This window comes from Amycolatopsis roodepoortensis (assembly GCF_024628825.1).
Taxonomy (GTDB): domain Bacteria; phylum Actinomycetota; class Actinomycetes; order Mycobacteriales; family Pseudonocardiaceae; genus Amycolatopsis; species Amycolatopsis roodepoortensis.
In genome coordinates, this window is the sequence record NZ_CP102415.1 from 863,327 (window position 1) to 887,708 (window position 24,382).

General features: G+C 67.7%; 22 protein-coding genes, 1 tRNA gene and 1 pseudogene. 15 read left to right on the forward strand and 9 right to left on the reverse strand.

Features of this window, described 5'->3' with window-relative positions; genetic code table 11:
- Positions 1-2 precede the first annotated feature (2 nt).
- Positions 3-1,346: a lysine N(6)-hydroxylase/L-ornithine N(5)-oxygenase family protein gene (locus NQK81_RS04200; RefSeq protein ID WP_126732111.1), complete on the reverse strand. Its 1,344-nt coding sequence runs from the start codon at positions 1,344-1,346 to the stop codon at positions 3-5.
- 137 nt (positions 1,347-1,483) lie between these two features.
- Between NQK81_RS04200 and NQK81_RS04205 the strand changes: the two genes are divergently transcribed.
- The 6 genes from NQK81_RS04205 to NQK81_RS04230 all read left to right on the forward strand — a co-directional run bounded on the left by NQK81_RS04205 (position 1,484) and on the right by NQK81_RS04230 (position 8,350).
- On the forward strand, positions 1,484-2,431 hold the full coding sequence (locus tag NQK81_RS04205; protein WP_257487109.1) for a methionyl-tRNA formyltransferase: 948 nt from the start codon (positions 1,484-1,486) through the stop codon (positions 2,429-2,431).
- 33 nt (positions 2,432-2,464) lie between these two features.
- Positions 2,465-2,902, forward strand: coding sequence for a PPOX class F420-dependent oxidoreductase (locus tag NQK81_RS04210; protein WP_257487110.1), 438 nt, complete (start codon positions 2,465-2,467; stop codon positions 2,900-2,902).
- A gap of 231 nt (positions 2,903-3,133) precedes the next feature.
- Positions 3,134-5,239 carry an alpha-galactosidase gene (locus tag NQK81_RS04215; protein ID WP_257487111.1) on the forward strand — a complete coding sequence of 702 codons (2,106 nt, stop codon included), beginning with the start codon at positions 3,134-3,136 and terminating at the stop codon, positions 5,237-5,239.
- A 126-nt stretch (positions 5,240-5,365) separates the two neighbouring features.
- Complete coding sequence (locus NQK81_RS04220; protein WP_257487112.1) at positions 5,366-6,637, forward strand: extracellular solute-binding protein; 1,272 nt, start codon at positions 5,366-5,368, stop codon at positions 6,635-6,637.
- A gap of 7 nt (positions 6,638-6,644) precedes the next feature.
- Positions 6,645-7,532 carry a carbohydrate ABC transporter permease gene (locus NQK81_RS04225; protein ID WP_257487113.1) on the forward strand — a complete coding sequence of 296 codons (888 nt, stop codon included), beginning with the start codon at positions 6,645-6,647 and terminating at the stop codon, positions 7,530-7,532.
- On the forward strand, positions 7,529-8,350 hold the full coding sequence (locus NQK81_RS04230; RefSeq protein WP_126732117.1) for a carbohydrate ABC transporter permease: 822 nt from the start codon (positions 7,529-7,531) through the stop codon (positions 8,348-8,350). The genes NQK81_RS04225 and NQK81_RS04230 overlap by 4 nt, the downstream gene beginning before the upstream one ends.
- 333 nt (positions 8,351-8,683) lie before the next feature.
- On the opposite strand, the gene NQK81_RS04235 is transcribed toward NQK81_RS04230, so the two are convergent.
- A complete protein-coding gene (locus tag NQK81_RS04235) occupies positions 8,684-10,321 on the reverse strand; it encodes an ABC-F family ATP-binding cassette domain-containing protein (protein ID WP_257487114.1) in 1,638 nt (545 codons plus the stop codon).
- Positions 10,322-10,581: 260 nt separating this feature from the next.
- Here NQK81_RS04235 and NQK81_RS04240 point away from each other — a divergent pair, with 260 nt between their 5' ends.
- Positions 10,582-11,358, forward strand: coding sequence for a PaaX family transcriptional regulator (locus NQK81_RS04240; RefSeq protein ID WP_257489689.1), 777 nt, complete (start codon positions 10,582-10,584; stop codon positions 11,356-11,358).
- A 34-nt stretch (positions 11,359-11,392) separates the two neighbouring features.
- On the forward strand, positions 11,393-12,172 hold the full coding sequence (locus NQK81_RS04245; protein ID WP_257487115.1) for an enoyl-CoA hydratase/isomerase family protein: 780 nt from the start codon (positions 11,393-11,395) through the stop codon (positions 12,170-12,172).
- Positions 12,173-12,176: 4 nt separating this feature from the next.
- On the opposite strand, the gene NQK81_RS04250 is transcribed toward NQK81_RS04245, so the two are convergent.
- Positions 12,177-13,082 carry a CU044_5270 family protein gene (locus tag NQK81_RS04250; RefSeq protein WP_257487116.1) on the reverse strand — a complete coding sequence of 302 codons (906 nt, stop codon included), beginning with the start codon at positions 13,080-13,082 and terminating at the stop codon, positions 12,177-12,179.
- Positions 13,075-13,677: an RNA polymerase sigma factor gene (locus NQK81_RS04255; RefSeq protein WP_257487117.1), complete on the reverse strand. Its 603-nt coding sequence runs from the start codon at positions 13,675-13,677 to the stop codon at positions 13,075-13,077. Before NQK81_RS04255 ends, NQK81_RS04250 begins: the two co-directional genes overlap by 8 nt.
- Positions 13,678-13,897: 220 nt before the next feature.
- Between NQK81_RS04255 and NQK81_RS04260 the strand changes: the two genes are divergently transcribed.
- From NQK81_RS04260 to NQK81_RS04275, 4 genes are all read left to right on the forward strand, one after another.
- Positions 13,898-16,114, forward strand: a complete 2,217-nt coding sequence (locus tag NQK81_RS04260) for a glycosyl hydrolase family 18 protein (RefSeq protein WP_257487118.1) — start codon at positions 13,898-13,900, stop codon at positions 16,112-16,114.
- 73 nt (positions 16,115-16,187) lie between these two features.
- Positions 16,188-17,213, forward strand: coding sequence for a lactonase family protein (locus NQK81_RS04265; RefSeq protein WP_257487119.1), 1,026 nt, complete (start codon positions 16,188-16,190; stop codon positions 17,211-17,213).
- Positions 17,214-17,346: 133 nt separating this feature from the next.
- Entirely contained in the window at positions 17,347-18,516 is a 1,170-nt protein-coding gene (locus NQK81_RS04270) for an alginate lyase family protein (protein WP_257489690.1), read from the forward strand.
- 139 nt (positions 18,517-18,655) lie between these two features.
- Positions 18,656-18,729 (forward strand) — tRNA-Pro (locus tag NQK81_RS04275).
- A 316-nt stretch (positions 18,730-19,045) separates the two neighbouring features.
- Here the strand turns inward: NQK81_RS04275 and NQK81_RS04280 are convergent.
- From NQK81_RS04280 to NQK81_RS04290, 3 genes are all read right to left on the reverse strand, one after another.
- On the reverse strand, positions 19,046-19,720 hold the full coding sequence (locus tag NQK81_RS04280; RefSeq protein WP_257487120.1) for a S1 family peptidase: 675 nt from the start codon (positions 19,718-19,720) through the stop codon (positions 19,046-19,048).
- Between the two features lie 115 nt (positions 19,721-19,835).
- A complete protein-coding gene (locus NQK81_RS04285; protein ID WP_257487121.1) occupies positions 19,836-20,756 on the reverse strand; it encodes a methylenetetrahydrofolate reductase in 921 nt (306 codons plus the stop codon).
- 31 nt (positions 20,757-20,787) lie between these two features.
- Positions 20,788-21,213, reverse strand: coding sequence for a VOC family protein (locus tag NQK81_RS04290; protein WP_257487122.1), 426 nt, complete (start codon positions 21,211-21,213; stop codon positions 20,788-20,790).
- A 393-nt stretch (positions 21,214-21,606) separates the two neighbouring features.
- On the opposite strand from NQK81_RS04290, the pseudogene NQK81_RS04295 reads away from it, so the two are divergent.
- Positions 21,607-21,788, forward strand: a pseudogene (locus NQK81_RS04295) (MFS transporter); the annotation flags it as partial.
- Between the two features lie 36 nt (positions 21,789-21,824).
- Here NQK81_RS04295 and NQK81_RS04300 read toward each other — a convergent pair.
- Both NQK81_RS04300 and NQK81_RS04305 read right to left on the reverse strand, forming a co-directional pair.
- Entirely contained in the window at positions 21,825-21,992 is a 168-nt protein-coding gene (locus tag NQK81_RS04300; protein WP_257487123.1) for a hypothetical protein, read from the reverse strand.
- 16 nt (positions 21,993-22,008) lie between these two features.
- The gene (locus NQK81_RS04305; RefSeq protein WP_257487124.1) at positions 22,009-22,488 is read right to left on the reverse strand and encodes a MarR family winged helix-turn-helix transcriptional regulator; all 480 of its coding nucleotides are present in this window, start codon (positions 22,486-22,488) and stop codon (positions 22,009-22,011) included.
- Positions 22,489-22,574: 86 nt separating this feature from the next.
- Here NQK81_RS04305 and NQK81_RS04310 point away from each other — a divergent pair, with 86 nt between their 5' ends.
- Positions 22,575-23,231, forward strand: coding sequence for a DsbA family oxidoreductase (locus tag NQK81_RS04310; RefSeq protein WP_257487125.1), 657 nt, complete (start codon positions 22,575-22,577; stop codon positions 23,229-23,231).
- Positions 23,232-23,348: 117 nt separating this feature from the next.
- Entirely contained in the window at positions 23,349-24,326 is a 978-nt protein-coding gene (locus NQK81_RS04315; RefSeq protein WP_257487126.1) for a hypothetical protein, read from the forward strand.
- Positions 24,327-24,382: the final 56 nt, after the last annotated feature.

Below are 24,382 nucleotides of genomic sequence, written 5' to 3' on the forward strand. Positions count from 1 at the left end.
CCTCAGGCGGGCCCGGTCCCGCTCACCGCGTACTCGGGCCGGGACGCGCCCGCGGCGCGGCGGTCCACAATGGACTGAAGGATCTCGCCGACCCGGACGGCGGTGTTGGACAGCAGCGACGACGTGATGCCGTGCGTGTGTTCGGTGCCGCCCTGGAGGTAGATCCCGCCGTCCAGCGGCGGCTCGGTGACGATCCGGTAGTCGCGTTCGACCCGGAGCCTGCCCTCGTCGTCACGCAGGCAGGCCGAGGCCAGCTCGCCGAGCAACGGTGTCGGGTCGGCCGGGCTGTACCCGGTGGCGTACACGACGAAATCGGCGTCGAGCCGGGTCCGCTCCCCCGTCTCCAGCGCTTCGACGGTGACCCGCACCGCGGAGCCGGTGTCGGTGACCTCGGTGGGGCGGGAGACGTTGATCAGCTTCAGCCGCTCGATCCCTTGCACCTTCTCGCGGTAGACGCGCCGGTACAGCTCGTCGATGAGCTCGATGTCCACGGCCGAGTAGTTGGTCGCGCCGTGGTAGCGCATCAGCCGGTCCTTGACCGCTTCCGGCGCTTCGTAGAACCGCCCGACCGCCTCGGGGTCGAAGATCCGGTTGGCGAACGCGCTGTCGTCGGCCGGGCTGTAGCCGTACCGCGCGAACACCGCGCACACCTCGGCCCGCGGGAAGCGGTCGTGCAGCAGCGCGCTCACCTCGGCCGCGCTCTGGCCGGCGCCGACGACGACGAACCGGCGCGGCTCCTCGGCGGCCATGCCTTCGAGCCGGTGCAGGAGTTCGCTGTTGTGCCAGATCCGCGTGCCCGGCGTCACACCTTCCGGAAGGTTCGGCCGCAGCCCGGTGCCCATCACCAGATTGCGGGCGCGCAGGTTCACCAGTTCGCCGTCGGTGCGGGCGTGCACGTCGAAGAACACGATCTCGTCGCCGTCGAACACCGGCGTGACGGAGAGCACTTCGGTGCCGTAGGAAACCAGGTCGTCGACCTTTTCCGCGGCCCATTCGAAGTAGTCGTGGAACTCGATCCGCAGTGGGAACAGGTTCTTGTGGTTGATGAAGTCGACCAAGCGGTCCTTGCTGTGCAAATACGACAGGAAGCTGAACGAACTCGTCGGGTTCCGCATCGTCGCCAGGTCCTTGAGGAAGGAGACCTGCATGGTCGCGTTGTCGATCAACATCCCGCGGTGCCAGCCGAAACGCGCCTGGCGCTCGAGGAAGTGGGCGGTGACGGTCCCGGCCCCCGGCGCGGCGTTGTGCTCGGTGACCGCGATGGCGAGCGCGAGGTTCGAGGGACCGAACCCGACCCCGACCACGTCGTAGACCGGAACCCGTTCACCGACCACTGCTCGTGCCATCTTGAACCCCTAGCGCGGCTCAGCCGCATCTCGGTACTTCGTTACAAAGACCAGGGAACCCTAACCTAAGTTAGGTGAGGCTCAACTAGTACTTTCAGTGGTGATGTTCATCCCTCGACCAGGAGGAGGCCGGTCCCATGCGGGTCGCCATGTTCGGATACCAGACCTGGGGACACCGCACCCTGCGGGCGTTGATCGACGCGGGCCACGAGGTCGCCCTCGTCGTCACCCACCCGAAGAGTGACCACGCCTACGAGAAGATCTGGTCCGACTCCGTCGCGGACCTCGCCGAGGCCAACGGGATCCGCGCGCTGCTGCGGCAGCGTCCCGACGACGCGGAACTGCTGGCGGAGCTCAAGGAAGCCGACCTCGACCTGATCGTCGCCAACAACTGGCGCACCTGGCTGCCGCCCGAGATCTTCGAGATGCCGCGGTACGGCACGCTGAACGTCCACGACTCGCTGCTGCCCGCCTACGCCGGCTTCTCGCCGCTGATCTGGGCGCTCATCAACGGCGAGAAGGAGGTGGGCCTCACCGCCCACATGATGGACGCCGACCTCGACGCGGGCGACATCGTGCTCCAGCGCTCCGTGCCGGTCGGTCCGAAGGACACGACGACCGATCTGTTCCACCGGACGGTCGACCTCATCGCGCCGATCACGACCGAGGCCATCGAGCTGATCGCGAGCGGGGACTACACGCCGGTCAAGCAGGACCGGTCGAAGGCCAGCTTCTTCCACAAGCGCGCCCTTGAGGACAGCCTCATCGACTGGTCCTGGCCCGCCGAGGAGATCGAGCGGCTGGTGCGCGCGCAGTCCGACCCGTACCCCAACGCCTTCACCTACCACCGAGGGAAGCAGCTGCGCGTGATCCGTTCTTCGGTTTCGGTGGGTCACTACGGCGGCACCCCCGGCCGGATCTTCATCCGTGAGGGTGAAGGTGTCGTGATCGTCGCCGGGCCGGAGGCGCGCCGGGGAAGGTCGCACGGCCTCGTCGTCGAGCGGGTCCGGACCGAGGACGGCACCGAACTCGCCGCCAACGACTATTTCCGCTCGATGGGTGGTTATCTCACCTCGCGGCCCTAGGGTGTACCCACGGTTCGACCTGGAGGGAACGTCATGCCGGAGAAGATGACCGACGAGCAACGCCGCGCCTTCCTCGCCGAAGGCACCCGCACCGCCGTCTTCGCGACGGTCCGCCCGGACGGCAGGCCGCACGCGGTCCCGGTCTGGTTCGCCCTCGACGGGGACGACATCCTGGTCAACCTCGGCGCGGACTCCGTCAAAGGCAAGGCGCTCAAGGAGAATCCGCGCGTCTCGGTGGTCGCCGACGACCCGGCTCCGCCCTACTCGTTCGTGAGTGTGGAAGGTGTCGCGGAGATCGTCTCGGATCCGGACGACGTCCGTGCGGGTTCGGAGTCGATCGCGCGGCGGTACCTCGACGAAGCGGGGCAGGAGGCCATCGACGGCTGGCTCGCCTACGCGACTTCTCCGGGGAAGGTGATCGTGCGGGTGCGGCCTGAGCGTTTCGTGGCGATCGCGAAGGTCGGCGGCTGAGGTCGCTTCGGTCTCGACACCGCGCTTGCCCGCCAGAGTCCGCGTGAAGGACTCTCCCTTCACACCTTGCCCAGTACATGAAGGCCCCCTTCCTTGCGCCTAGGTACAGGAAGGGGACCTTCATGTACCTAGGCGAGCTCTCGTGATCCGAAACCGCCACTCGCGGGACCTGATGTACCGCCGAGCGGGAGCCCGCTGGCCGCCGCCACCGTCCGGCGCCAGGATGGCCCCGTGGCCGAGATCGTTTTCGACGAGAACACCCGTTCCTGGCTCATCAGCACGGCATCCACGAGTTACGCGCTCAGGCTGACCGAGGACGACACGCCCTCCCACGTCTACTGGGGCCCCGCGCTCACCGCCGGCCAGGTCGCCGACATCCTCCCCCGGACGAAGGAACGCTGGGACGCCTTCAACGATCCCAACGAGGGACTCGACGAACTCGCGGCCGACGGCGGCACCCGGTATTGGACCCCTGCCCTCCAGGTCCGGTTCGCCGACGGGACCCGGGCCCTCGAATGGCGCTACCTCGGCCACGACATCGACGGCGGACAGCTGCGCGTCCGCTTCCGCGATCGCCACTACCCCCTCCGGATCACGCTCGGCTACCGCGTCCCGGAAGGCACCGACGTCATCGAGCGCTGGACCGAACTCGGTCACGACGGCCCGGACGGCCCGATCGAGATCATCCGGGCCGACTCGGCGACCTGGGTCGTGCCGGACCGGCCGGACCACCGGATCAGCCACGTCACCGGCCGGTGGGCAGCCGAGAGCCAGCTGCTCCGCGAGCCTGTCCCCCACGGCGAAACGACGTTCGTGAGCAGGCGCGGCATCACGAGTCATCACGCCAATCCGTGGGTGATGCTCGACGACGGCGAGACGACCGAGCGGCACGGCGAGGTCTACAGCGCCGTACTCGCGTGGAGCGGTTCATGGCGCATCACCACCACCCGCTCGTCCGCCGGCCGCCTCACGGTGACCGGCGGGTTCGGCCAAGACGGCGTCGTCCCCCGGCTCGCGCCCGGCGACACGCTCACCACACCGGTTTTCGCCGGGTTGTACACCGACGGCGGATTCGGCGCCGCGAGCCGCGCCTGGCACGCCTACACGGTCGGCCACGTCCTCCCGCATCCCGGCGAACTCCGGCCGGTGCTCTACAACTCCTGGGAGGCAACGGGTTTCGACGTCACCGAGGCCGGGCAACTCGCGCTGGCGCACAAGGCCGCGGCGCTCGGCGTGGAGTTGTTCGTGGTGGACGACGGCTGGTTCGGCGCCCGGAACGGCGACCACGCCGGCCTGGGCGACTGGCAGGTCAACCGGGACAAGTTCCCCGGCGGTCTCGAACCCCTCGTCCGGGAAGTTCACGAGCTCGGCATGAAGTTCGGGCTCTGGGTCGAACCGGAGATGGTCAATCCGGACAGCGATCTCCACCGTGCCCACCCCGACTGGGTCCTCCACCATCCACATCGGACACGGTCGGAACTCCGGCGGCAGCTGGTGCTCAACTTCGCGCGCCCGGACGTCGCCGAGTGGGCGTTCGGCAGACTCGACTCCCTCGTCGGCACGAACGGGATCGACTTCCTGAAATGGGACATGAACCGCCCGTTCAGCGAAGGGGGCTGGCCCGCCGACAGCGATCCGGACCGGCTGTGGGTGGAGCACACCCACTCGGTCTACGCGATCATGGACCGCCTGCGTGCCCGCCATCCCGGGCTGCGGATCGAGGCGTGCAGCGGCGGTGGCGGCCGGATCGACCTCGGGATCATGGCCAGGACGGATCAGGTCTGGACTTCCGACAACACCGACGCGCTCGACCGGCTCGTCATCCAGCACGGCTACGGCCAGGTGTACCCGGCGCGCGCGATGTCGGCGTGGGTCACCGACGACCCCAACTTCGTCACCCGGCGGTCCACACCGCTGCGCTTCCGGTTCCACGTCGCGATGGCGGGGGTGCTCGGCATCGGCGGCGACATCGTGAGGTGGTCCGAGCAGGATCTGGACCACGCGCGCGAACAGATCGCGCTGTACAAGGAGATCCGGCCGATCGTGCAGCACGGCAGGCTCCACCGTCTCGTGCCGCCTGGCACCGACGGCGTCTCCGCGCTGCAGTACGTGGCGGCCGACGGCGGACGCGCGGTGGTGTTCGTGTTCCGGCAAGCGGCACATTTCCACACTCACGAACGACCGCTCCGGCTCGACGGTCTCGACCCCTCGGCCCGCTACCGCGACGAGGACACCGGAAAGGTGTGGCACGGGGCCTCGCTCCTGGCACACGGCCTGTTCCCTGGTCTTCCGGAGGGCGATTTCGCCAGCGTCTTGATCCGGTTGACGAAGCTCTGAGCACCCCGATAGATCAGATGTATAGCCTGTTTTCGCCCGGCCAGAGTCCGATAGGCCGCTTGACATCCCCCTAGACATCCGATCGAATGCCGTCGTCCAGGAGACCGCGAGAAGGGTGACTGGGGCATGAGAAGGTCCTTCGCGTTGGGAGCCGCGCTACTCCTCGCCGCGAGCCTCACCGGATGCACCGTCGGCGGCGGGACGAACGCCTCGGGAAACGAGATCACCTTCCTGACGTTCGAGACGCCGAACCTCCCACCGTCCTATTGGGACTCCGCAATCAAACGCGTCACGGACCGCGATCCCGGCCTGAGCGTGAAGAAGCTGGTCGCCCCGTCGACCGACCGGACGGGCTACGCCAAGCAGCTATTGCAGTCCGGCCAGTTCCCCGACGTCGCGATCGCCGTCGACTCCGCCGGGTTCGCCGAATCGGGCAACCTCTACGCGTGGACGCCCGAGGAGCTCAAGGATTTCCAGTTCCCCGCGGCCAACCCGATCAAGGGCGGCCACCACCAGCTGCCCGCCAACACCCAGACCATCCCGCCGATCTACTACAACAAAAAGCTCTTCGCCGACGCCGGGATCACGTCGGCACCGAAGACGTGGAACGAACTCCTCGCCGCGTCGGAGAAACTGAAGACGAAGGGCATCACTCCGTTCACCATCGGCGGCGGCAAGGAAGGGTTCCCGTCCGCGATGCTGCTGGACGGCCTGGTCAGCGTCGACGTCTACGGCAGGACACCGGACTGGCTTTCCCAGCGGCGGGCAGACAAGGTCAAGTTCACCGATCCGGTGTTCCAGCAGGCGTTCGGCAAGTTCGCCGACCTGGTCGCCAAGGGCTACCTCGACAAGACCCAGGTCTCACGGGACTACTCGGCGACCGAGGCGGCCTTTCTCAACGGCGAGGGCGCGATGTACCCGATGGGCAACTGGTTCGCCGCCAGCGCCGACGCCAAGAAGCCGCCGTTCGAGATCGGCGTCTTCAACTTCCCTTCCGAGGACGGGAAACTCGTGGTTCCCGCGTACACCGGTGGCGGCATCGTCGTCAACGCCAAGTCGCGGAACCTCGACGCGGCAAAGAAGTTCGCGCTCGCGTTCCAGCTCGACAAGGAGCAGATCGACGCCTCGGTCCGGGCCGACGGCCTGTTCCCCGCGATCAAGGGCTACACGCCGCCCACCGATGTCGGCCCGGTTTTCAAGGCGGGCTACGACCTTTACCAGGAAGCCGTCGCGAAGAACGCGGTCGTGAACGCATTCAGCTGGGAAACCGCGGACGACGGACTCCTGCCGGGGATGAAGGACAAGGTCTACCAGGCCGCGCAGGACGTCATCACCGGCCGCAAGACGGTGGCCGACGCGTGCGCGTTCCTGGACACCGAATGGGCGAAGGCGCGCTGACACCACGATGGGGAGGAAACCGATCCTGCCGCGCGTATGGCATTTCGCCTCGTTCGGCGCGCCCGGCGTCGTCATCTACCTCTGCTTCGTCATGGCGCCGATCCTCATCAGCTTCGGCTACAGCCTGACGAACCACAATCCGTTCAACCCGCCCGCGGAATTCGTCGGGCTCGAGAACTACCGGCTGCTGTTCCAGGACGAACAGTTCCTGACCGCGCTCCGGGTCACCACGATCCTGACCGTGATCGTCGTGATCGTGCCGAACGTGCTCGGGCTCGGCGTCGCGTTGCTGCTCGACCGGAAAGGCTGGCTGTACAACGCTCTGCGGAGCGTGTTCTTCACGCCCGTGATCCTCAGCTCGGTCGTGGTCAGCATCATCTGGACGAAACTGCTCGACGACCGGGGCCCGGTCAACGACGCGCTCCGCGCCCTCGGCGTCGAGCATCCGCCGGGCTGGCTTTCGGATCCGGATCTCGCGCTGTACTCGGTCGCGTCGATCGTGTGCTGGCAGATGCTGGGGTTCTGTGTGGTCGTGTATCTCGCGGGCCTGCAGGGTGTCCCGGCCGAATTGCTGGAGGCCGCGGAGATCGACGGCGCCGGACCGGTGCGCCGGTTCCGCGCGGTGACGTGGCCGCTGCTCGCGCCGTCGTTGACGATCAACACCGTCGTGCTGCTGATCTCGGCGTTCAAGACCTACGACCACGTCAAGGTGGTCACCAACGGCGGGCCGGGTTCGGGGACGACGGCCACCATCGCGTTCGGTGTCCTCGCCACCGGACTCGACGCGAACCACGTCGGCTACGCGTCCGCGATGGCCGTGGTGATGCTGGTGATCGTGGCGGTGCTGACCACGATCGTGCTGCGGTTCCTGCGGCGGCGGGAGGTGGACCTGTGACCGCGAAGTGGCTTCGGCCTGCCGCGGCGATCCTGGCGAGCGCGCTCTTCGCCGTGCCGCTGTACTACGTGCTCGTCAACGTCTTCAAACCCGGCGATCGGATCGCCCAGGAGCCGGCGTCGGTCCCGCTGCCACCGACGCTGTCCAACATCCACGCCGTACTCACGCGGCCCGACGGCCTGTTCTGGGTGAGCCTGGCGAACAGCGTGCTCGTCACGCTGCTGTCGATCATCGTGCTGACCGTGCTCTCGGCCATGCTCGGGCATTACCTCGCGCGCTCCGGCCGGCGATGGACCAAGGTGCTCGCGCTGATCCTGTTGGCGGGCTTGATGATCCCGCCCCAGGTGATCCTGATCCCGGTCACCGAGGTGCTGCGGCTGACCGGGCTGATGGCGACGATCCAGGGTCTGGTGCTGTTCAACGTCGGCTATTACGTGCCGTTCGGTGTCTTCGTGTTCACCGGGTTCATCCGCGGGGTCCCGGTGGAACTCGAGGAGGCCGCGCTGCTCGATGGCGCGAGCCGGACGCAGGTGTTCTGGCGGATCGTGTTCCCGTTGCTGCGCCCGGCCACGGCGAGTGTGCTGATCTTCCTGGGGGTGTGGATCTGGAACGACTTCATCGATCCGCTGATCATCCTCGGGCCCAGCCAGGGCACGACGGTCACCACCGGGATCTACCGCTCGATCGGGCAGTACCAGGCGGATCTCGGCAGCGTGTTCGCGCTGATGTTCCTGGCGACCCTTCCGGTGCTGATCTTCTATCTGGCGCTGCAGAAGCAGTTCGTGAAGGGCCTGACCGGCGGCGCCACCAAGGGTTGACCCGCGTTCAGTCGGCTGAATGCTCTGCGGTGCGAGTTCACTCGGCGCCCCGGTGCCCCTGTCGCGAAAAGCCACTTTCGGGACATCAGACGTCGCGAAAGTGGCTTTCGCGACAGCCCGACGTCGGCGCGGCCGGCAGCCCCCGCCGCGCATTCAGAGGACTAGGCCGTGTCCTGTAAGTCTGTTCGATGGGCTTCGTGATCCAGGTGGTTCCTGACGGTGCGGGCGGGTCGGCCTCGTACCGGGTCGTACTCGGCCGAGCCCGCCCGTGCCGTCAGGGAGCGCCTGGGCGCGGAGACCGCGAACATGACTTGCAGGACACGGCCTAACCGCTCAGAGCTCCGTCACCTTGCCATCGGCGACTTCCAGCCGCCGCGTCGTCGCCACCGCGTCCAGCATCCGGCGGTCGTGCGTCACCAGCAGCAGCGTCCCCGGATACTCCGCCAGCGCCGACTCCAGCTGCTCGATCGCGGGCAGGTCGAGGTGGTTCGTCGGCTCGTCGAGCACGAGCAGATTCACCCCGCGCGCCTGCAGCAGCGCCAGCGCGGACCGCGTCCGCTCCCCCGGCGACAACGTGGCCGCGGACCGGAGGACGTGTGCGGCCTTGAGCCCGTACTTCGCCAGCAGCGTCCGCACATCGGCGTCGGCCAGTTCCGGGACTTCGCGCGAGAAGGCCTCGAACAGGGGCAGGTCGCCGAGGAACAGCTTCCGCGCCTGGTCGACCTCACCGACCACGACACCGGAACCCAGTGACGCGGCGCCTTCGTCGACCGGGACCCGCCCGAGCAGCGCGGCGAGCAGCGTCGACTTCCCGGCGCCGTTGGCCCCGGTGATCGCGACCTTGTCCGCCCAGTCGATCTGCAGATCCACCGGGCCGAGGGTGAACTCGCCCCGTCGCACCACCGCGCCGCGCAGCGTCGCCACGACCGCGCCCGCCCTGGGCGCGGCGGCGATCTCCATCCGCAGCTCCCATTCCTTGCGCGGTTCCTCGACGACTTCGAGCCGCTCGATCATGCGGTCGGTCTGCCGGGCCTTCGACGCCTGCTTCTCCGTCGCCTCGCTCCGGAACTTGCGGCCGACCTTGTCGTTGTCGGTGGCCTTGCGCCGGGCGTTCTTGACGCCCTTCTCCATCCACGAACGCTGCATCGCGCCACGGGCTTCGAGCGAAGCCTTGGTGTTCGCGAACTCCTCGTACTCCTCACGGGCGTGCCGCCGCGCGACGGCACGCTCCTCCAGGTACGACTCGTAGCCGCCGCCGTAGGTCCGCACCTGCTGCTGCGCGTAGTCGAGTTCGACGACGCGATCCACGGTGCGGGCGAGGAATTCCCGGTCGTGGCTGACCAGCACGGTCCCGGCGCGCAGCCCGGTCACGAACCGTTCGAGCCGTTCGAGCCCGTCGAGGTCGAGGTCGTTGGTCGGCTCGTCGAGCAGGAAGATGTCGTACCGGCTCAGCAGGAGCGACGCCATGCCCGCGCGGGCCGCCTGCCCGCCCGACAACGACAGCATCGGCTGGTCGAGGTTCACGGTGAGCCCGAGATCCGCGACGACTTCGCCCGCCCGGTCGTCCAGGTCGGCCCCGCCGAGCGCGAGCCAGCGGTCGAGCGCGAGACCGTACGCGTCGTCCGCGCCGGGTTCGCCCGCGGTGAGCGCTTCGGTTGCGGCGTCGAGCGCGGCCTGTGCGGCGGTGACGCCGGTGCGCCGCGAGAGGAACGCGCGGACGGACTCACCCTCACGGCGTTCCGGCTCCTGCGGGAGGTGACCGACGGTGGCCGTCGGCGGGTCCAGCCGGACACTGCCCTCTTCCGGCGGGACGAGGCCGCCGAGGGTCTTCAGCAGGGTCGACTTGCCCGCGCCGTTGACCCCGACGAGACCGATCACTTCGCCGGGCGCGACGACCAGGTCGAGACCGGAGAACAGCACGCGGTCGCCGTGGCCGGCGGCGAGATTCTTGGCAACGAGTGTGGCGCTCATGAGATCGGTAAGTCTACGGGGGCCGATTGAACACCTCGTGGTCCCTCGGAAGAGTGGCAAGTATCCAAGCGATCACGGAACGTGGGTAACCTGGTTGTTCTTCTGGACCCGAACGAACCCCCGAGCATTGAGGTCGGTGACAGCAAATGGCGGACTCCGCCACCCCGGTCCCCGTCGTCCACCAGCAGAAAGGCGGTACCCGTAGGCCGACGTTGAGCAGGCGGCGGGAAGTCGGTCATGCCAGCGCGAGGTCGCTGCTGATGACGATCCTCGGCGAGTACGTCCTGCCCCGTGACCAAGCGATCTGGACCTCGACGCTGGTCGAGGCGCTGCGCGTGCTCGACATCGAGGAGAAGTCCGCTCGGCAGGCACTGGCCCGTTCCTCCGCCGAGGGCTGGGTCGTCTCCGAACGCGTCGGACGAAGAGTGCGCTGGTCGCTCACTCCACCAGGCAGGCGCCTCCTGACCGAAGGCGCGGAACGGATCTACGCCTTCGGCAACGAAGAGAAGACCTGGGACGATCGCTGGCTGATGCTGATCGTGTCGGTCCCCGAAGCCAAACGGGATCTCCGGCACCGGCTGCGCACCCGCCTGACGTGGGCAGGCTTCGGTTCGCCGGTGGCGGGCGTCTGGGTCAGCCCGGATCTCAGCCGCCAGCGGGAGGCCCAGCAGATCGTGCAGGAACTCGGCCTCGACGCGCAGGCGATGTCGTTCACCGCCGCCTACGGTGACGTCGGCGATCAGGAGACGATGGTCGCGCGCTCCTGGGACCTGAGTGAGCTCAAGGACCGCTACGAGGACTTCATCGACCGCTTCACCGGTTTGCGTCCTTCCGGCGAACGCGGCGTCCTGCGCGCGCAGACCGAACTCGTCCACGAATGGCGCAGCTTTCCCTTCCTCGATCCGCGGCTTCCGCTAAAACTCCTCCCCGACGGTTGGAGCGGCGTGCGCGCGGCGGACCTGTTCCACCGCAAGCACGTGGAATGGCGACCAGAAGCACAGGCGCAATGGGACGAACTCGTGGCGACGTCGGGCTAGGGTCACGGAAAACGACCCATCGGAGGGAACCGCCTTGGCCGCCTCGATCCGCCTCGACCGTGAAGACGACCTCGCCGTCCTGACCATCGCCTCGCCGCCGCTGAACCTCTACACGGCGGAACTGCAGGCCGAACTGGGCGAGGCGATCGGCGAACTGGAGACCACGCCGCCGCGCGCGGCGCTGATCCGCGCCGAGGGGAAGATCGTCAGCGGCGGCGTGGACGTCTCCCTCTTCGACGCCCAGTCGAGCGCGGCCGAGGCGAAGGTGCTCTTCGACGAGATGCTGGCGATCCCCGACCGGATCGCCGCACTCCCGTTCCCCACCGTGTTCGCCGCCCACGGGCTGTGCCTGACGTGGGCGTTCGAGGTCGCGGTCGCCTGCGATCTCATCCTCGCGAGCGAGAAGGCCAAGTTCGGCCTGGTCGAACGGGTCGTCGGCCTGACCCCGACCATGGGCGGCACGCAGCGCCTCGCCGCCCGCGCGGGTGTCGGCCGCGCCAAGGAGTTCGTGATGACGGGCGCGACCTACGACGCCGCGACCCTCGAACGCTGGAACGTGGTCAACCGGGTGCTCCCCGTGGACGGCTTCGACGAGGCCGCGCGTGCCTTCGCGACCGACCTCGCCCAGGGGCCGACGAAGGCGCACGCGGCCACCAAGAAGGTCCTCGAACACTACGAGCACGGCGGCGTCGCCGAGGCGAACGAACACATCACGACGATCGCCGCCGGACTCTTCGACACCGAGGACCTGCGCGGCGCGGTGAAGTCGTTCCTCGCCGACGGTCCCGGCAAGGCGACGTTCACCGGCCGCTGAGCCGTCAAGGCCGCTGACCGACCGCGTCCACCACGCCGGACGCGGTCACCGCGGTCGAATTCGTGCCCAGGAACTGGAACGTGTCCGCGGTGAAGACGATCACGATCGGCTCCGCGTCCGGACCGTCGCTGGGCTTCAACGGCCACGTGATCCCGACTCCGGGCCTTCCCGCGGCGTCGTGGGCGGGCTCCATGACCCGGAGCCGGGGCACCTTCGCCGCGGCTTCGAACAGGGCGGCGCGAGTCGCGGGCGAAAGGTAGTACCCACTCGCCAGCTCCTGGATGTCCTTGCCCATCGCGTTGTAGTCGCCGTCCTCACCGGAGTGGTGGGCGTTGAGGTAGGCGAACATCGCGTCGGCGCCGGTGGGGAGGTCGCGGCGATCGCGGACGGTCGGCTCGCACGGCTCCGTGCGTCCCTTCAGCGGCTCGCCGCCCTTGTACACCTGCGCTTTCCCGTCCCGGCAGCCCGGGAGCGGCAGGAGCGATCCGTCCGCCATCTTGATCACGCCGTCCCGGGTGCCGTCGGCCGAGAACCATGATTCCCGCTCACCCTCGGGATCCTTGGTCTTCGTATAGAGGAATTGGTCGGGCCTCGGCGGTGTGGCCGGAGACTTCAGCGCGGCCGCGGCGGCGTTCCGGAGCACCGTCACGGGATCCGCGGCGGCCGCGGGAGGCTGGAGACCGACCTGCTCGACCGGTGCCAGCGCGACGACGGCGGTGATGGCCGCGGCGAGCCCGAGCGTCCCCGCCCCTGCCCACGCCCAGCGTCGCCGTTTCCTCAGCGGCGCGACGTTTTCCCGTTCGGCATCGGCGATCTCGGCCATCAATCTCGCGCGGGCCTTGGCGAGCGCTCCGGATTCCGCGAGCGGGACCGAGCCGGTCCGCTCGGCGATCGACTGCAGCTCATCCATGGTTGGAGATCTCCTTCGAAGTCGTGGTGTCCGGGCGCCCCAGCGCCTCTCGGACCTTCCGGCGAGCGCGATTGAGCCGCGAGCGGACGGTGCCGAGCGGAATGCCCAGCGCCGAAGCCACCTCCTCGTAGCTCAGGCCTTCTCCGGCGAACAACGTGAGCGCGTCCCGGTCGCCGTCGGCGAGTTCCGCCAGCGCGGAGTCCAGCAGTTTCCCCATCGCCTCGGCGGTCACCTGCTCCGCGACGCGCTCGGCATGCCCTTCCTCGTGAGACGGCGGGCCGAGGGCTTCCCGCAGCTTCAGCTCCTTGGCCTCCTCACGACGCCGCTGCGCCACGAGGTTGGTGGCGATCCCGTAGAGCCAGGGCCGGGCGTCGCGGCGCTCGGTGTCGTACCCCGCGCGTTTGCGGAAGGCCACCAGGAACGCCTCCCCCAGCGCGTCCTCCGCGGCGGTGGGGCCGATGCGCCTGACCAGGTAACGGTGGATATGCGCGGCATGCCGGTCGAAGATCGCGGAGAACCACTCCGGCCCGGTCACCGATCTCGCGATCAACTCCGCGTCGTCGAGATCGTCCGGATCCGCCCTAGGTGAGCTCATGAACCGCCCTTCGTCGTTCGCCGGTGTCACCCGTTGTCCGCATCCGGGGCCTATCGGGTTCACGACCGACGAATCGGTCTAGACCTTTTATGCGCTCCGCGCTACATTCAAGTGTGGTCTAGACCACACGCGCCATTTTTCGAGCAGGTCAGTCTCGCCGCCTCTTTTGGAGAGAACCGCCATGAGACGCACCAGAAGAAGACTACTCAGCGCACTCACCGTGACACTCCTCGCCGCCGGGCTCCTGGTAGCCGCGGGCACTCCGGCGCTGGCGGCGGGCCGCCTCCGCGCCGCCTTCACCTTGACCGGGATCACCGGCGAGTACACCGTCACGAACCCCAGCAGCGAAACCGTCGCCGACTGGTCCATCACCTTCACCGTCCCCGCCGGCGTGACCGCCACCAGCGGCTCCAACGGCACGGTTTCCCAGACCGGCAACCAGGTCACCCTCACCCCGGCGTACTACATCAAGTCCCTCGCGCCGGGCCGTTCGACCTATCCCTACAGCCCGTCGTTCCGGCTCAGCTCCGCGGTCAACCCGACCACCTGCCGGATCGACGACGCCAACTGCGACGGTTCCGGCGACGCCCCGCCGTCGACCCCGGCCAACCTGCGACTCGTGGCGAAGACGACCACGACCGCCGCGCTGGCCTGGAACGCCGCCGCGCCGGGTTCCCTGCCCGTCGTCGGCTACGACGTCTACCAGGGCACCACGCTGGCGGCCTCGGTCACCGGCACCGAAGCGCGGATCACCGGGCTGACGCCGAACACGGCATACAGCTTCACCGTCGTCGCCAAGGACCGGAAGGACGCCAAGTCCCCGCCCACCCCGGCGCTCGCGGTGACCACCAACAACCCGAGCGACGACACCCAGGCGCCGACCGCGCCGTCGAACCTCCGCTCGACCGCGGTCACCTCGGGCTCGATCTCCCTGGCGTGGAACGCGTCCACGGACAACACCGGCGTCGTCTCCTACGACGTCTACCGCGGGACGACCCTCGCCACCACGGTGACCGGGACCACCGCGACGGTGACCGGGCTCTCACCGTCCACTTCGTACTCTTTCACGGTCAAAGCCAGGGACGGGTACGACAACGTCTCCGCGGCGAGCGCCGCCGTCAGCGCTCGCACCGGCGACATCGTGAACGGATACGCCCGGGTCGGCTACTTCGTCCAGTGGGGCATCTACGGCCGCCAGTTCTTCGTCAAGAACCTGGTGACCAACGGATCCGCCGCCAAGCTGACCCATCTGCTGTACGCCTTCGGGAACATCGACCCGGTCAACCACACCTGCCTTTCGGGCGTTACCAAGGGCACGACGCCGAACCCGCAGGACCCGAACCAGGGTGACGGCGCGGGCGACGCGGAAGCCGACTACTCGCGGCCGATGTCGGCGGCACAGTCGGTCGACGGGGTCGGCGACACCGGCTGGGAGACGCTGCGCGGCAACTTCAACCAGTTGAAGAAGCTCAAGGCCAAGTACCCCAACCTGAAGATCCTCATCTCCTTGGGCGGCTGGACCTACTCGAAGTACTTCTCCGATGTCGCGGCCACGCCCGCGTCACGGCAGAAGTTCGTCGCGTCGTGCATCGACACGTACCTCAAGGGGAACGTGAAGCCGTACGGCGGCGCCGGCGGGCCGGGTACGGCCGCGGGCATCTTCGACGGTATCGACATCGACTGGGAGTGGCCGGGCAGCCCCGACGGGCATCCCGGGAACCACTGGAGCGCCAACGACAAGACGAACCTGACCGCGCTGCTGGCCGAGTTCCGCACGCAGATGGACGCCTACGGCGCGACCACCGGCAAACGGTACGAACTGCAGGCCTTCACCCCCGCCGACCCGGCGAAGGTGAAGGGCGGCTGGGAGATCCCGAAGATCTTCGACTACCTCGACGTCGCGAACGTGCAGGGTTACGACTTCCACGGCTCCGGCAGCGACAACTCGTGGGAGCCGAACCGCACCGGCCACCAGGGGAACCTCTACGCCGACGCGGACGATCCGTACAACTTCAAGTTCAGCGTCGAATCGGCGATCAACGCCTACACCGAGGCCGGGGCCAATCCACGGAAGCTCACCCTCGGGCTCGCCTTCTACGGGAGAGGCTGGCAAGGGGTCGCCGACGGCGGCAAGAAGGGCGAATGGCAGAGCGCGACGGGAGCCGCGCCAGGCCAGTTCGCCGAGGAAGCAGGTACTCGTGGCTACGCGAATCTCTTGGCCAGTGTCCCCAACTGCGCCGTCCAGCACGACACCGCGGCCGTGGCCACGTCGTGCTACACCGGCAACGGAGGGCAATGGTGGACCTTCGACGACGCCTGGTCCATCCAGCAGAAGGTCGCCTGGCTCAAGACCAGAGGACTGCTCGGGGTCATGGCCTGGGAGATGTCCGGTGACACCGGAGCCCTCATGACCACAGTGGACAACTCGTTGAAGTGACGGACGCCCTCGCGCGTGGCGAGCCACGCGCGAGGGCTTCACCTCCACCTCGGCTTGCTGCACAGTGTGTTCCGTGACTTCTGCGAACGACGACCGGACTCTGCTCATCACCGGCTCCTACACGGCGGTGAGCGGCGGCAAGGGCGAGGGCATCGGCACGTTCTGGCGCGACGCGCGGACCGGGGAGCTGACCCCGGCGGGTTCCCTCGCGCTGGACTCGCCGAGCTGGCTGACGCCGCATCCCGCGCTCCCCGTGCTCTACGCCGTGAACGAGACGGCCGAAGGCGCGATCACCGCGGTGGCCGTCGCCGAAGACGGCACGCTGTCGGCGCTGAACTCGCTGCCGACCGGCGGCGCGGATCCGTGCCACCTGGCGGTCACTCCCGACGGCCGGTACCTGTTGTGCGCCAACTACAGCGGCGGCAGCCTGGCCGCCTTCGCGCTCGGCCCCGACGGAGTGCCCACCGTGCGGACCGCGCTGGTCGAGCACGAAGGCAGCGGCCCGAACACCGAACGACAGGAGTCGGCGCACGTCCACATGGCCGTCGTCGACGAGAGCGGGACGCTGGTCAGCGCGGTCGACCTGGGCACGGACGAGATCCGCAGCTACCGCCTCGGCGAGGACGGCGAGCTGATCCCCGTGTCGGTGTCGGCGCTGCCCGCCGGGACCGGCCCTCGGCAACTGGTCCGGCGTCCCGGCACGAACCACGCGTACGTCGTCGGCGAACTGGCCGCCTCGCTGGTGACAGTGCGCGAACAGCCGCCGGGCACGTTCGCCGTCGAGAACTCCGTTCCCGCGACCCGCGAACCCGGTGGCCCGAACCTCCCGGCGCAGCTCGTCCTGCACGAAGACCGGCTGTTCCTGTCGAACCGGGGTCCCGAGAGGATCACGGAATTCACGTTCGACGGCGTGCTCCCGCAGGCCGTCGACGACCATCCGACCGGCGCATGGCCACGGCACTTCTCAATCGCCGGAGAGCATTGTTATGTCGCGTCGCAGAACACCGACGAGATCCAGGCCTACGAACGCGCGACCTGGCGCCTGGCCGGCAGTTATCCGATCGGAAGCCCGGCCTTCATCGGCCTTTGGCCGCACTGATCCATTCAGCCCGCTGAACGGGCGGGCTTCTTTCTTTTCGAGGTGAACAAAGACTCTTGACGCAACTGGTTCAGACCATGACACTGAATCGCGCGCCGCCGGTGACCTGGTTCACACCCACTCGAGGAGTCCCCTGTCCCTACCGAGGAAACTGCTCACCCTGACCACGCTCGTCCCGTTGGCACTAGGCCTTTTCAGTGCCCCCGCGCAGGCCGCGCCCGCCGCCTTCACCCATCCCGGCGTGCTGGTCAGCCGCCCGCAACTGGACTTCGTCCGCACCAAGGTGCAGGCCGGCGCGCAACCGTGGAAACAGGCGTACGACGCGATGATGTCGAGTTCGTACGCCTCGCTGTCCCGGTCACCGAAACCCCGCGCCGTCGTCGAATGCGGTTCCTATTCGAATCCGAACATCGGCTGTACCGATGAGCGGCAAGACGCGATCGCCGCGTATTCGCTTTCCCTGGCCTGGTACATCACGCGCGACGCGAAATACGCGACCAAGGCGATCGAGATCATGGACGCCTGGTCCGCGGTGCTGAAGGATCACACGAACAGCAACGCTCCCCTGCAGTCGGCGTGGTCGGCCTCCTCGTGGCCGCGCGCGGCGGAGATCATCAAGCACACCTACCCGAGCTGGCCGAATTCCGGCCGCTTCGGCACCATGCTCCGGAACGTGTACCTGCCCGAGGTGATCAACGGCAGCCACAGCAACGGCAACTGGGAACTCAGCATGACCGAGGCCGCGCTCGGCATCGCCGTCTTCCTCGACGACAAGGCGACCTACGACAAGGCCGTCGCGAAGTTCCGCACCCGCGTCCCCGCCTACCTCTACCTGACCAGCGACGGCGCGCTCCCGAAGACCGCGCCCGGCAGCGGCCTGAACACCCGCGACAAGATCGTCAAGTACTGGCAAGGCCAGACGACGTTCGTCAACGGCCTCTCCCAGGAGACCTGCCGGGACTTCACCCACACCGGCTACGGCCTCGCCGCCATCGCGAACTTCGCCGAGACCACCCGCATCCAGGGCCAGGACCTCTATCCCGAGATCGCCGACCGGCTCCGCGAAGGCCTCGGCTTCCACGCGAAGTACCAGATGGGCGCCGCCGTCCCGTCGTGGCTGTGCGGCGGCAGCCTGAAACTCGGGCTCGGCCCGGTCACCGAGGTCGGCTACAACCACCTTCACACTCGCCTCGGGCACACCATGAGCAACACCGAGGCCCTCACCCTGCGCCAGCGCCCGGCGGGCACCAACAACCTGTTCGTCGCCTGGCAGACCCTCACCCACGCCGGCAATCCCCAGTGACCCTGTGGGGGCCGCCCGAATGCGGCAGGGCGGCCCTCACGGACCGTTTTCCCAGCTCAGACACACAGTGACCCCTGGTTGCAAGCCCCCGTCCGGGACCCGCTAAAGTACTCACATCGCACTCCACGGAGCGCGGGTCCGGGCTGTGGCGCAGTTTGGTAGCGCACTTGACTGGGGGTCAAGGGGTCGCAGGTTCGAATCCTGTCAGCCCGACCGGAAGACGAAAGGCCCGTGAGCAGCACAACCGCCGCTCACGGGCCTTCTTCATGATCAGGGGCTGGTCTACGCGGCACAGACGGATTTCATTCCGGCAGCCCGAAATCGGAGGGCTCGTAGCCTTGGTCGCGTGGGCCCCTGTTCCGCGTGACTGCCGACCTCGGCACATCAAGTGCCTCTTCGCCGACTCACCATGAGGCGAGCCGCCGACGGACGTGAACCCGTGAATTCCTGTTCACGGCGCGGACGCCAAGTCGCGATCGAACTCCCCGAAAGGAATGATGTCGCGCCCGGTGCCTTGGGTTCCTCCCTCTCAGGCGAGAGTGGCGCCGTACGCGGCGAGCACGGACCGGAGCGGCTGGAAGAAGCTGACTTGACTGTTCCCGCCGGACAGCACTCCGTAGCCGACGCCGCCGTAGAACAACGGGCCGCCGCTATCACCGCTCTCGATGGGGATGTCGGTCGCGATCGTCCCGACGACCTGCTTGTCCTTGCCGTAGTTCACGGTCTGATTGAGGCCTAGGACCTTCCCGCACGTCTTCTTCGTCGTCATGCCGCTCTTGCACACGGTTTGCCCCACCTGCGGGATGCCCGCGCGAAGGATCCGCTGGGTGCTGCCATCGTAAAGATCCACCTGGCTGGGCCCAGAGCCGGAGAGGTCCCGGATACGGCCGTAATCGGTCACCGGGAAGTGACTGTCCACATGAGGGCCGATGCCTTCCCAGTCGAGCCCGTGTGTGGTGCAGTGCCCGGCCGTGAGGATGTATCGGACGCCCTCGACGAGGATCGCGAACCCCGCTGAACAATAGTACGGTTCACGACCGGGTCCCGGCGAGACGCTGTACATCGCATCACCGCCGTTCACCGCGGATCGCTGGACCGCACCGGCCGCGGACGGTGCCGCGGAAGCGACCGGGCAAGCCAGCAAGATGGCCGCGGCCACCGAAATCAGCACCCCGGCCTGCTTACGGCGTGAGCAGCCGAACATGGTCACGTCCTTCCGCCCTCGGGAGAATGGAAATGTGTGACCAGTCCAGTGCCGCGCGGCCCGCGGCACAACCGGAGTCAGCCTGACGAGTGATCCGGAGCCGTCGGCGACGAGATCAGCCCTTGATCTCCGTCCGAAGTCGCTCGGCAAGTCGCACGGACGCCTCGATCTCTTCCCGCCTGATCGACACGCTTTCGACGTTGATGCCGAACGGAACGCCTAGGCCGCGGCAGTAGGTCATCAGTTCGGTAGCCGCCGCGACGGCGAACCGATACGACGCTTCGAGGGTGTCGGACGCGTGCCTGAGGTCGTTCTCGATCCATCGCGGTACGTCGACGCCCAGCCACCGCAGAAAGTCGAGTGTCTTCAACGATCCGCAGACCGAGAAGGTGAAGACGACCGGAACGGGTGCTCGCCCGCGCGCGACGCATTCGTAGTGGTAGTCGGAGACGAGGTTCTTCGCCGCGTGGACGTCGTAAACCACCTGAGTCACGAAGAACCGGCAACCGGCATCCTGCTTTGCCAGCAGTCTCAGATGCTCGTCGTCCCGGCGGCTGTGACGTTCTGGAATCGCGACGCCGCCGAGCGACAGACCGGGGTTGGCGTCACGCCACAGCGCTTGAGCATCGGCGAGTGATGTCCTGGCGTCGGCCTTGCTGGACGCAGCGCCGACCAGAACGGTCATCACGCGTGCCGGGTCTTGGGCCGCCAGCCATGACCGCAGCTCCGACGGCGCGTACTTTCCGGCCGCCCGGTAGACGATGACCGGGGTCTGCCAGCTCGAGAAGTTGTTCGCGAGATAGTTCGCGGGGTCGAGGGTCGGCGAGAACGGGAACGGGCGCCGCGCCGGATTCCGAGCGACTTCGTCATCGATGTCGTAGAGGATCAGGCCGTCGAGGTTCAACGGGCGCAAGCGAGCCATCGTGGCCTCGGCGATCTCTTGAACTCGTTCGTGAGCGGTGGCCAGGCGCGGTGGTGTCAGTGCGAACAGCAAGAACTCGCCGGCGGCCCGGTCGATACGGCGCACAAGATCCATGCAAGGACCGTAGCCGAAGCACAAACCCCGTCTACAGGTCGAATTCTCCCGGCGCGAGGCTGCGCGTCAGGCAGAACTCGTTTCCTTCCGGGTCGGCCAGCACCACCCACGACCGGCCTTCTCCTTGTCCCACATCCGCCTTGGTCGCGCCGAGCGCGAGCAAGCGCACCAGTTCGGTCTGCTGGTCACTGTCGATCGGACAGATCTCGAAGTGCAGCCGGTTCTTGGCGATGGTCTTGGCCTCGGGAACACGGACGAAAACCATACTCGGCACGGCGGGCCCGTCACGCAACGCGGCCAACCGCTGTTCGTCCGGCACCTCCGGATCGGGCCCGATCTCGACCGCGGCACCGTTCTTGTCCGCATAGACGACGTAATCCAGAACGCCGCACCAGAAATCCGCCAGTTTCCGTGGATCCACGCTGTCGATGGTCATCCATTCGAACCGACTCGCCATGTGCCACACCTTTCCCTTCCGGTATCCCGGTTTCACCCTATTCCGACCCCGGCCCGCGCGGCTCCGCCACCGACCAGGGCGGAGGGATCGCCCGCCATGGCCGAAGTCCACGCCAGTCCTTGTCCACAAAGGATATTTACCGCCCACGGACGAACGACCCCGCCTCCGCTCATGACGGCCCGCCCGCGCAATGACGAGGTTCACCGTGCGACACCTTCGACCGGGGGCCAGCGGAACCGCCTTATGTTCAGAAGACGGATCCGAACCGGTCTCGGCAGTCTCCGGGAAGAGATGCCCTTGTCCCGAGGTGGAGGTTCCGTGGCGCTCGAAAATGCCGGGCGGGGCGGTCGTTCGCGACAGCTCGCGCTCGTCGTCCTGTGTCCGGCATCGCTGATGGTGGTGCTCGACGGCACGATCGTGGTGGTGGCCCTGCCGTCCATCCAGTCCGATCTCGGCTTCGCACGCCCCATCTGGCCTGGGTCGTGAACGCCTATCTCGTACCCATCGGCGGTCTGCTCCTGTTCTCGGGCAGGCTGGGTGATCTCGTCGGCAGGCGACGCGTCTTCCTCATCGGGTAGTGCGTCTTCACCGTCGCCGCATCCCGGACGACCTCACTGGTCGACGCCGGTGAGGGGCAGCATGAAGCTGCGGCTGCCGGCTTCCAGCTCGCCTATCTGGGTAGTACCGCCTTCGTCGTCTTGGCCGTTCTCACCGCGCTCGTGCTGGTGCCGAAGCGCCTCGACACGCCGGACAGGCAACCGCAGCCCGAACTCGGGCACTGGACGCCCCCGTAGCTCAGCCGTCGTTTTCCGCCGCATCGGCGGCCATCAGGTTGTGCGCGACCACCGTGCGCAGCATCTCGCGGAACCGCTCCTGCTCCGCCGAAGCGAGCGGGGCCAGCACCGCCGCTTCCGCCGCCTGGATCGCGGCGCGGGTCTCCTCCAGCCGGACACGGCCGGCCTCGGTGCCACGGATCAGCTTGTTCCGCCGGTCGGCCGGATCGACCTCGCGTTCCACCAGCCCGGCCGCCACCAGGTCGTCGATCAGGTACACCATCACGGTGCGGTCGATGTCCAGCTGCCTGCCCAGTTGCGCCTGGTTCCTGGCGCTCTCGTGCACCGCGCCGCACAGCGCCTGAAAGCCCCGCAACCCGTGCGGGATACCGGAAACCGCGCGCTCCAGCACGGATCCGTGGGCACGGCACACCTGCGCGAGCAGCCAGCCGAGGTTGTCCTCCAACCCCATCGGGAGCGCACCCGTCGTCGAACCTGTCACCCGGCCATCCTAGCGCCTCGCTGGGATCGTCAGATAATCTCAAAACAAGACAATCTTTTCAGCAGATTGATTCCGGGAGGCCCAGCGTGCGCGTCGAAGTGTGGTCCGATGTCGGCTGTCCTTGGTGCTATCTGGGCAAACGCCGTCTGGACAAAGCGATCGGCCGGTTCGAGCACGGCGACGAGGTCGAGGTCGTGTGGCGCAGTTTCCAGCTCGCCCCGCACTACCCCCGAGGCGCCGCCAAACCGCTCTACGAAGCCCTCATGGAGCAGACCGGCGGTTCGCTTTCGGACGTGCGGTCCATGGTCGGCAGGGTCGTCGCCCCCGCGGCGGCCGAGGGCCTGAAGTACGACTTCGACAGCGCCTTCATGTGCAACACCTTCGACGCCCACCGTGTCGCCCAGTTCGCCGGACAGCGTGGACTCGGCGGCCGCGCCCACGAGCGACTGCTCCGCGCCCTGCTCGTCGAGGGTGACGTACTCGACGACACCGAGACCCTGGTCCGCCTCGCCACCGAGATCGGTCTGCCCGCCGAAGAGACCCGCCGGGTACTGGCCGGTGACGACTACGCGGAGGCGGTGCGGGAGGACGCCCGCGAGGCACGGCGACTGGGTGCCGAGGGCGTACCGTTCTTCGTCTTCGACCGGGCATTGGGCGTCTCGGGCGCGGAATCGGTCGACGTCTTCGTCAGCGTTCTCCGCCAGGCGCGCGAGCGGTCGATATCCGGGCTCTCGTCGCAATAGAGCCGGCAATGACGACGGAACATCCCTTCCCTGGTGCGGATTCGTTGCAGCGGAACCGCGAGCGCGTCCGGTGAGTCCCAGTTGAGAACTGGACGCACAACCACTACAAGGGGATGCATGAAGACCCTACTCAAGAAGGCGACGATCACTGCCGCGGCGAGCATGGTGATGCTCGGCCTCACCACGGTGGGCACAGCCTCCGCCGAGGCGGCGGCCATCACCTGCGACTCGAAGTCCAGTGGCAAGGACGGCCCCTTCTACCATGGGGAATCGGCCTCCTACGCCTATGACAAGCGGTTCAGCAAGAGTCACCCTGTCCCCGCCCTGGCGACCAACATCCCCCAGGGCACGGCGACCTGGTCGAACTGGGACGGGTCCAATGACCTGATCCTGGTCACCTCGTACGAGTCCGGCCACCGCAGCGCGATCATCATCGGGATCGACGCCAAGACCGGCAAGCAGGTCGGCCAGGCGCTGCTCGCGTACTCGCACGTCGGCGGGATCGCCGTCTTCGAGAAACAGGGCTGGGCCTTCGTGTCGGGCAAGGGCGACACGGTCCGCAAGTACTCGCTGGCGAAGCTGAAGAACGCGATCAAGAAGTCGCTGCCCATCGAGCAGGAGGGCAAGGCGCAGACCGTCTACGCCTCATCCTTCCTGACCAGCCACGGCCCGAGCAACACGCTGTGGGCGGGCAAGTTCGAAGACTCCAAGCGCGGCTTGATGCACTCGTACACCGTCGGCTCCGACGGCAAGCTGAGCTACCGGCCGGGCTCGTGGGAGGTGCCGACGAAGACGCAGGGCCTCATCGTCACCAAGGACCTGTTCATCTACAGCACTTCGCACGGCCGGAACAACCGCAGCAACATCTACGTGGTCCGGCGCGGCGCCGGCGACAAGGACCTGGACACGGCCAAGAAGCACTGCTTCCGCGCACCTAGCATGTCCGAGGGGCTGACGGTGTACGGCAGCAACGTCTACCTGGCATACGAGTCCGGCGCGCACTACTACAGCAAGGCCGCCGACAAGCCGAGGAACATCATCTCGAACCTGCACAAGGCTTCACTGTCCTCTTTGGAGGCACTGGCGCCTCGGTGAGGCACCGGCAAGCGGGCGAGGACGAGTCCTCGCCCGCTTGCCGGAGCGCAGGGACG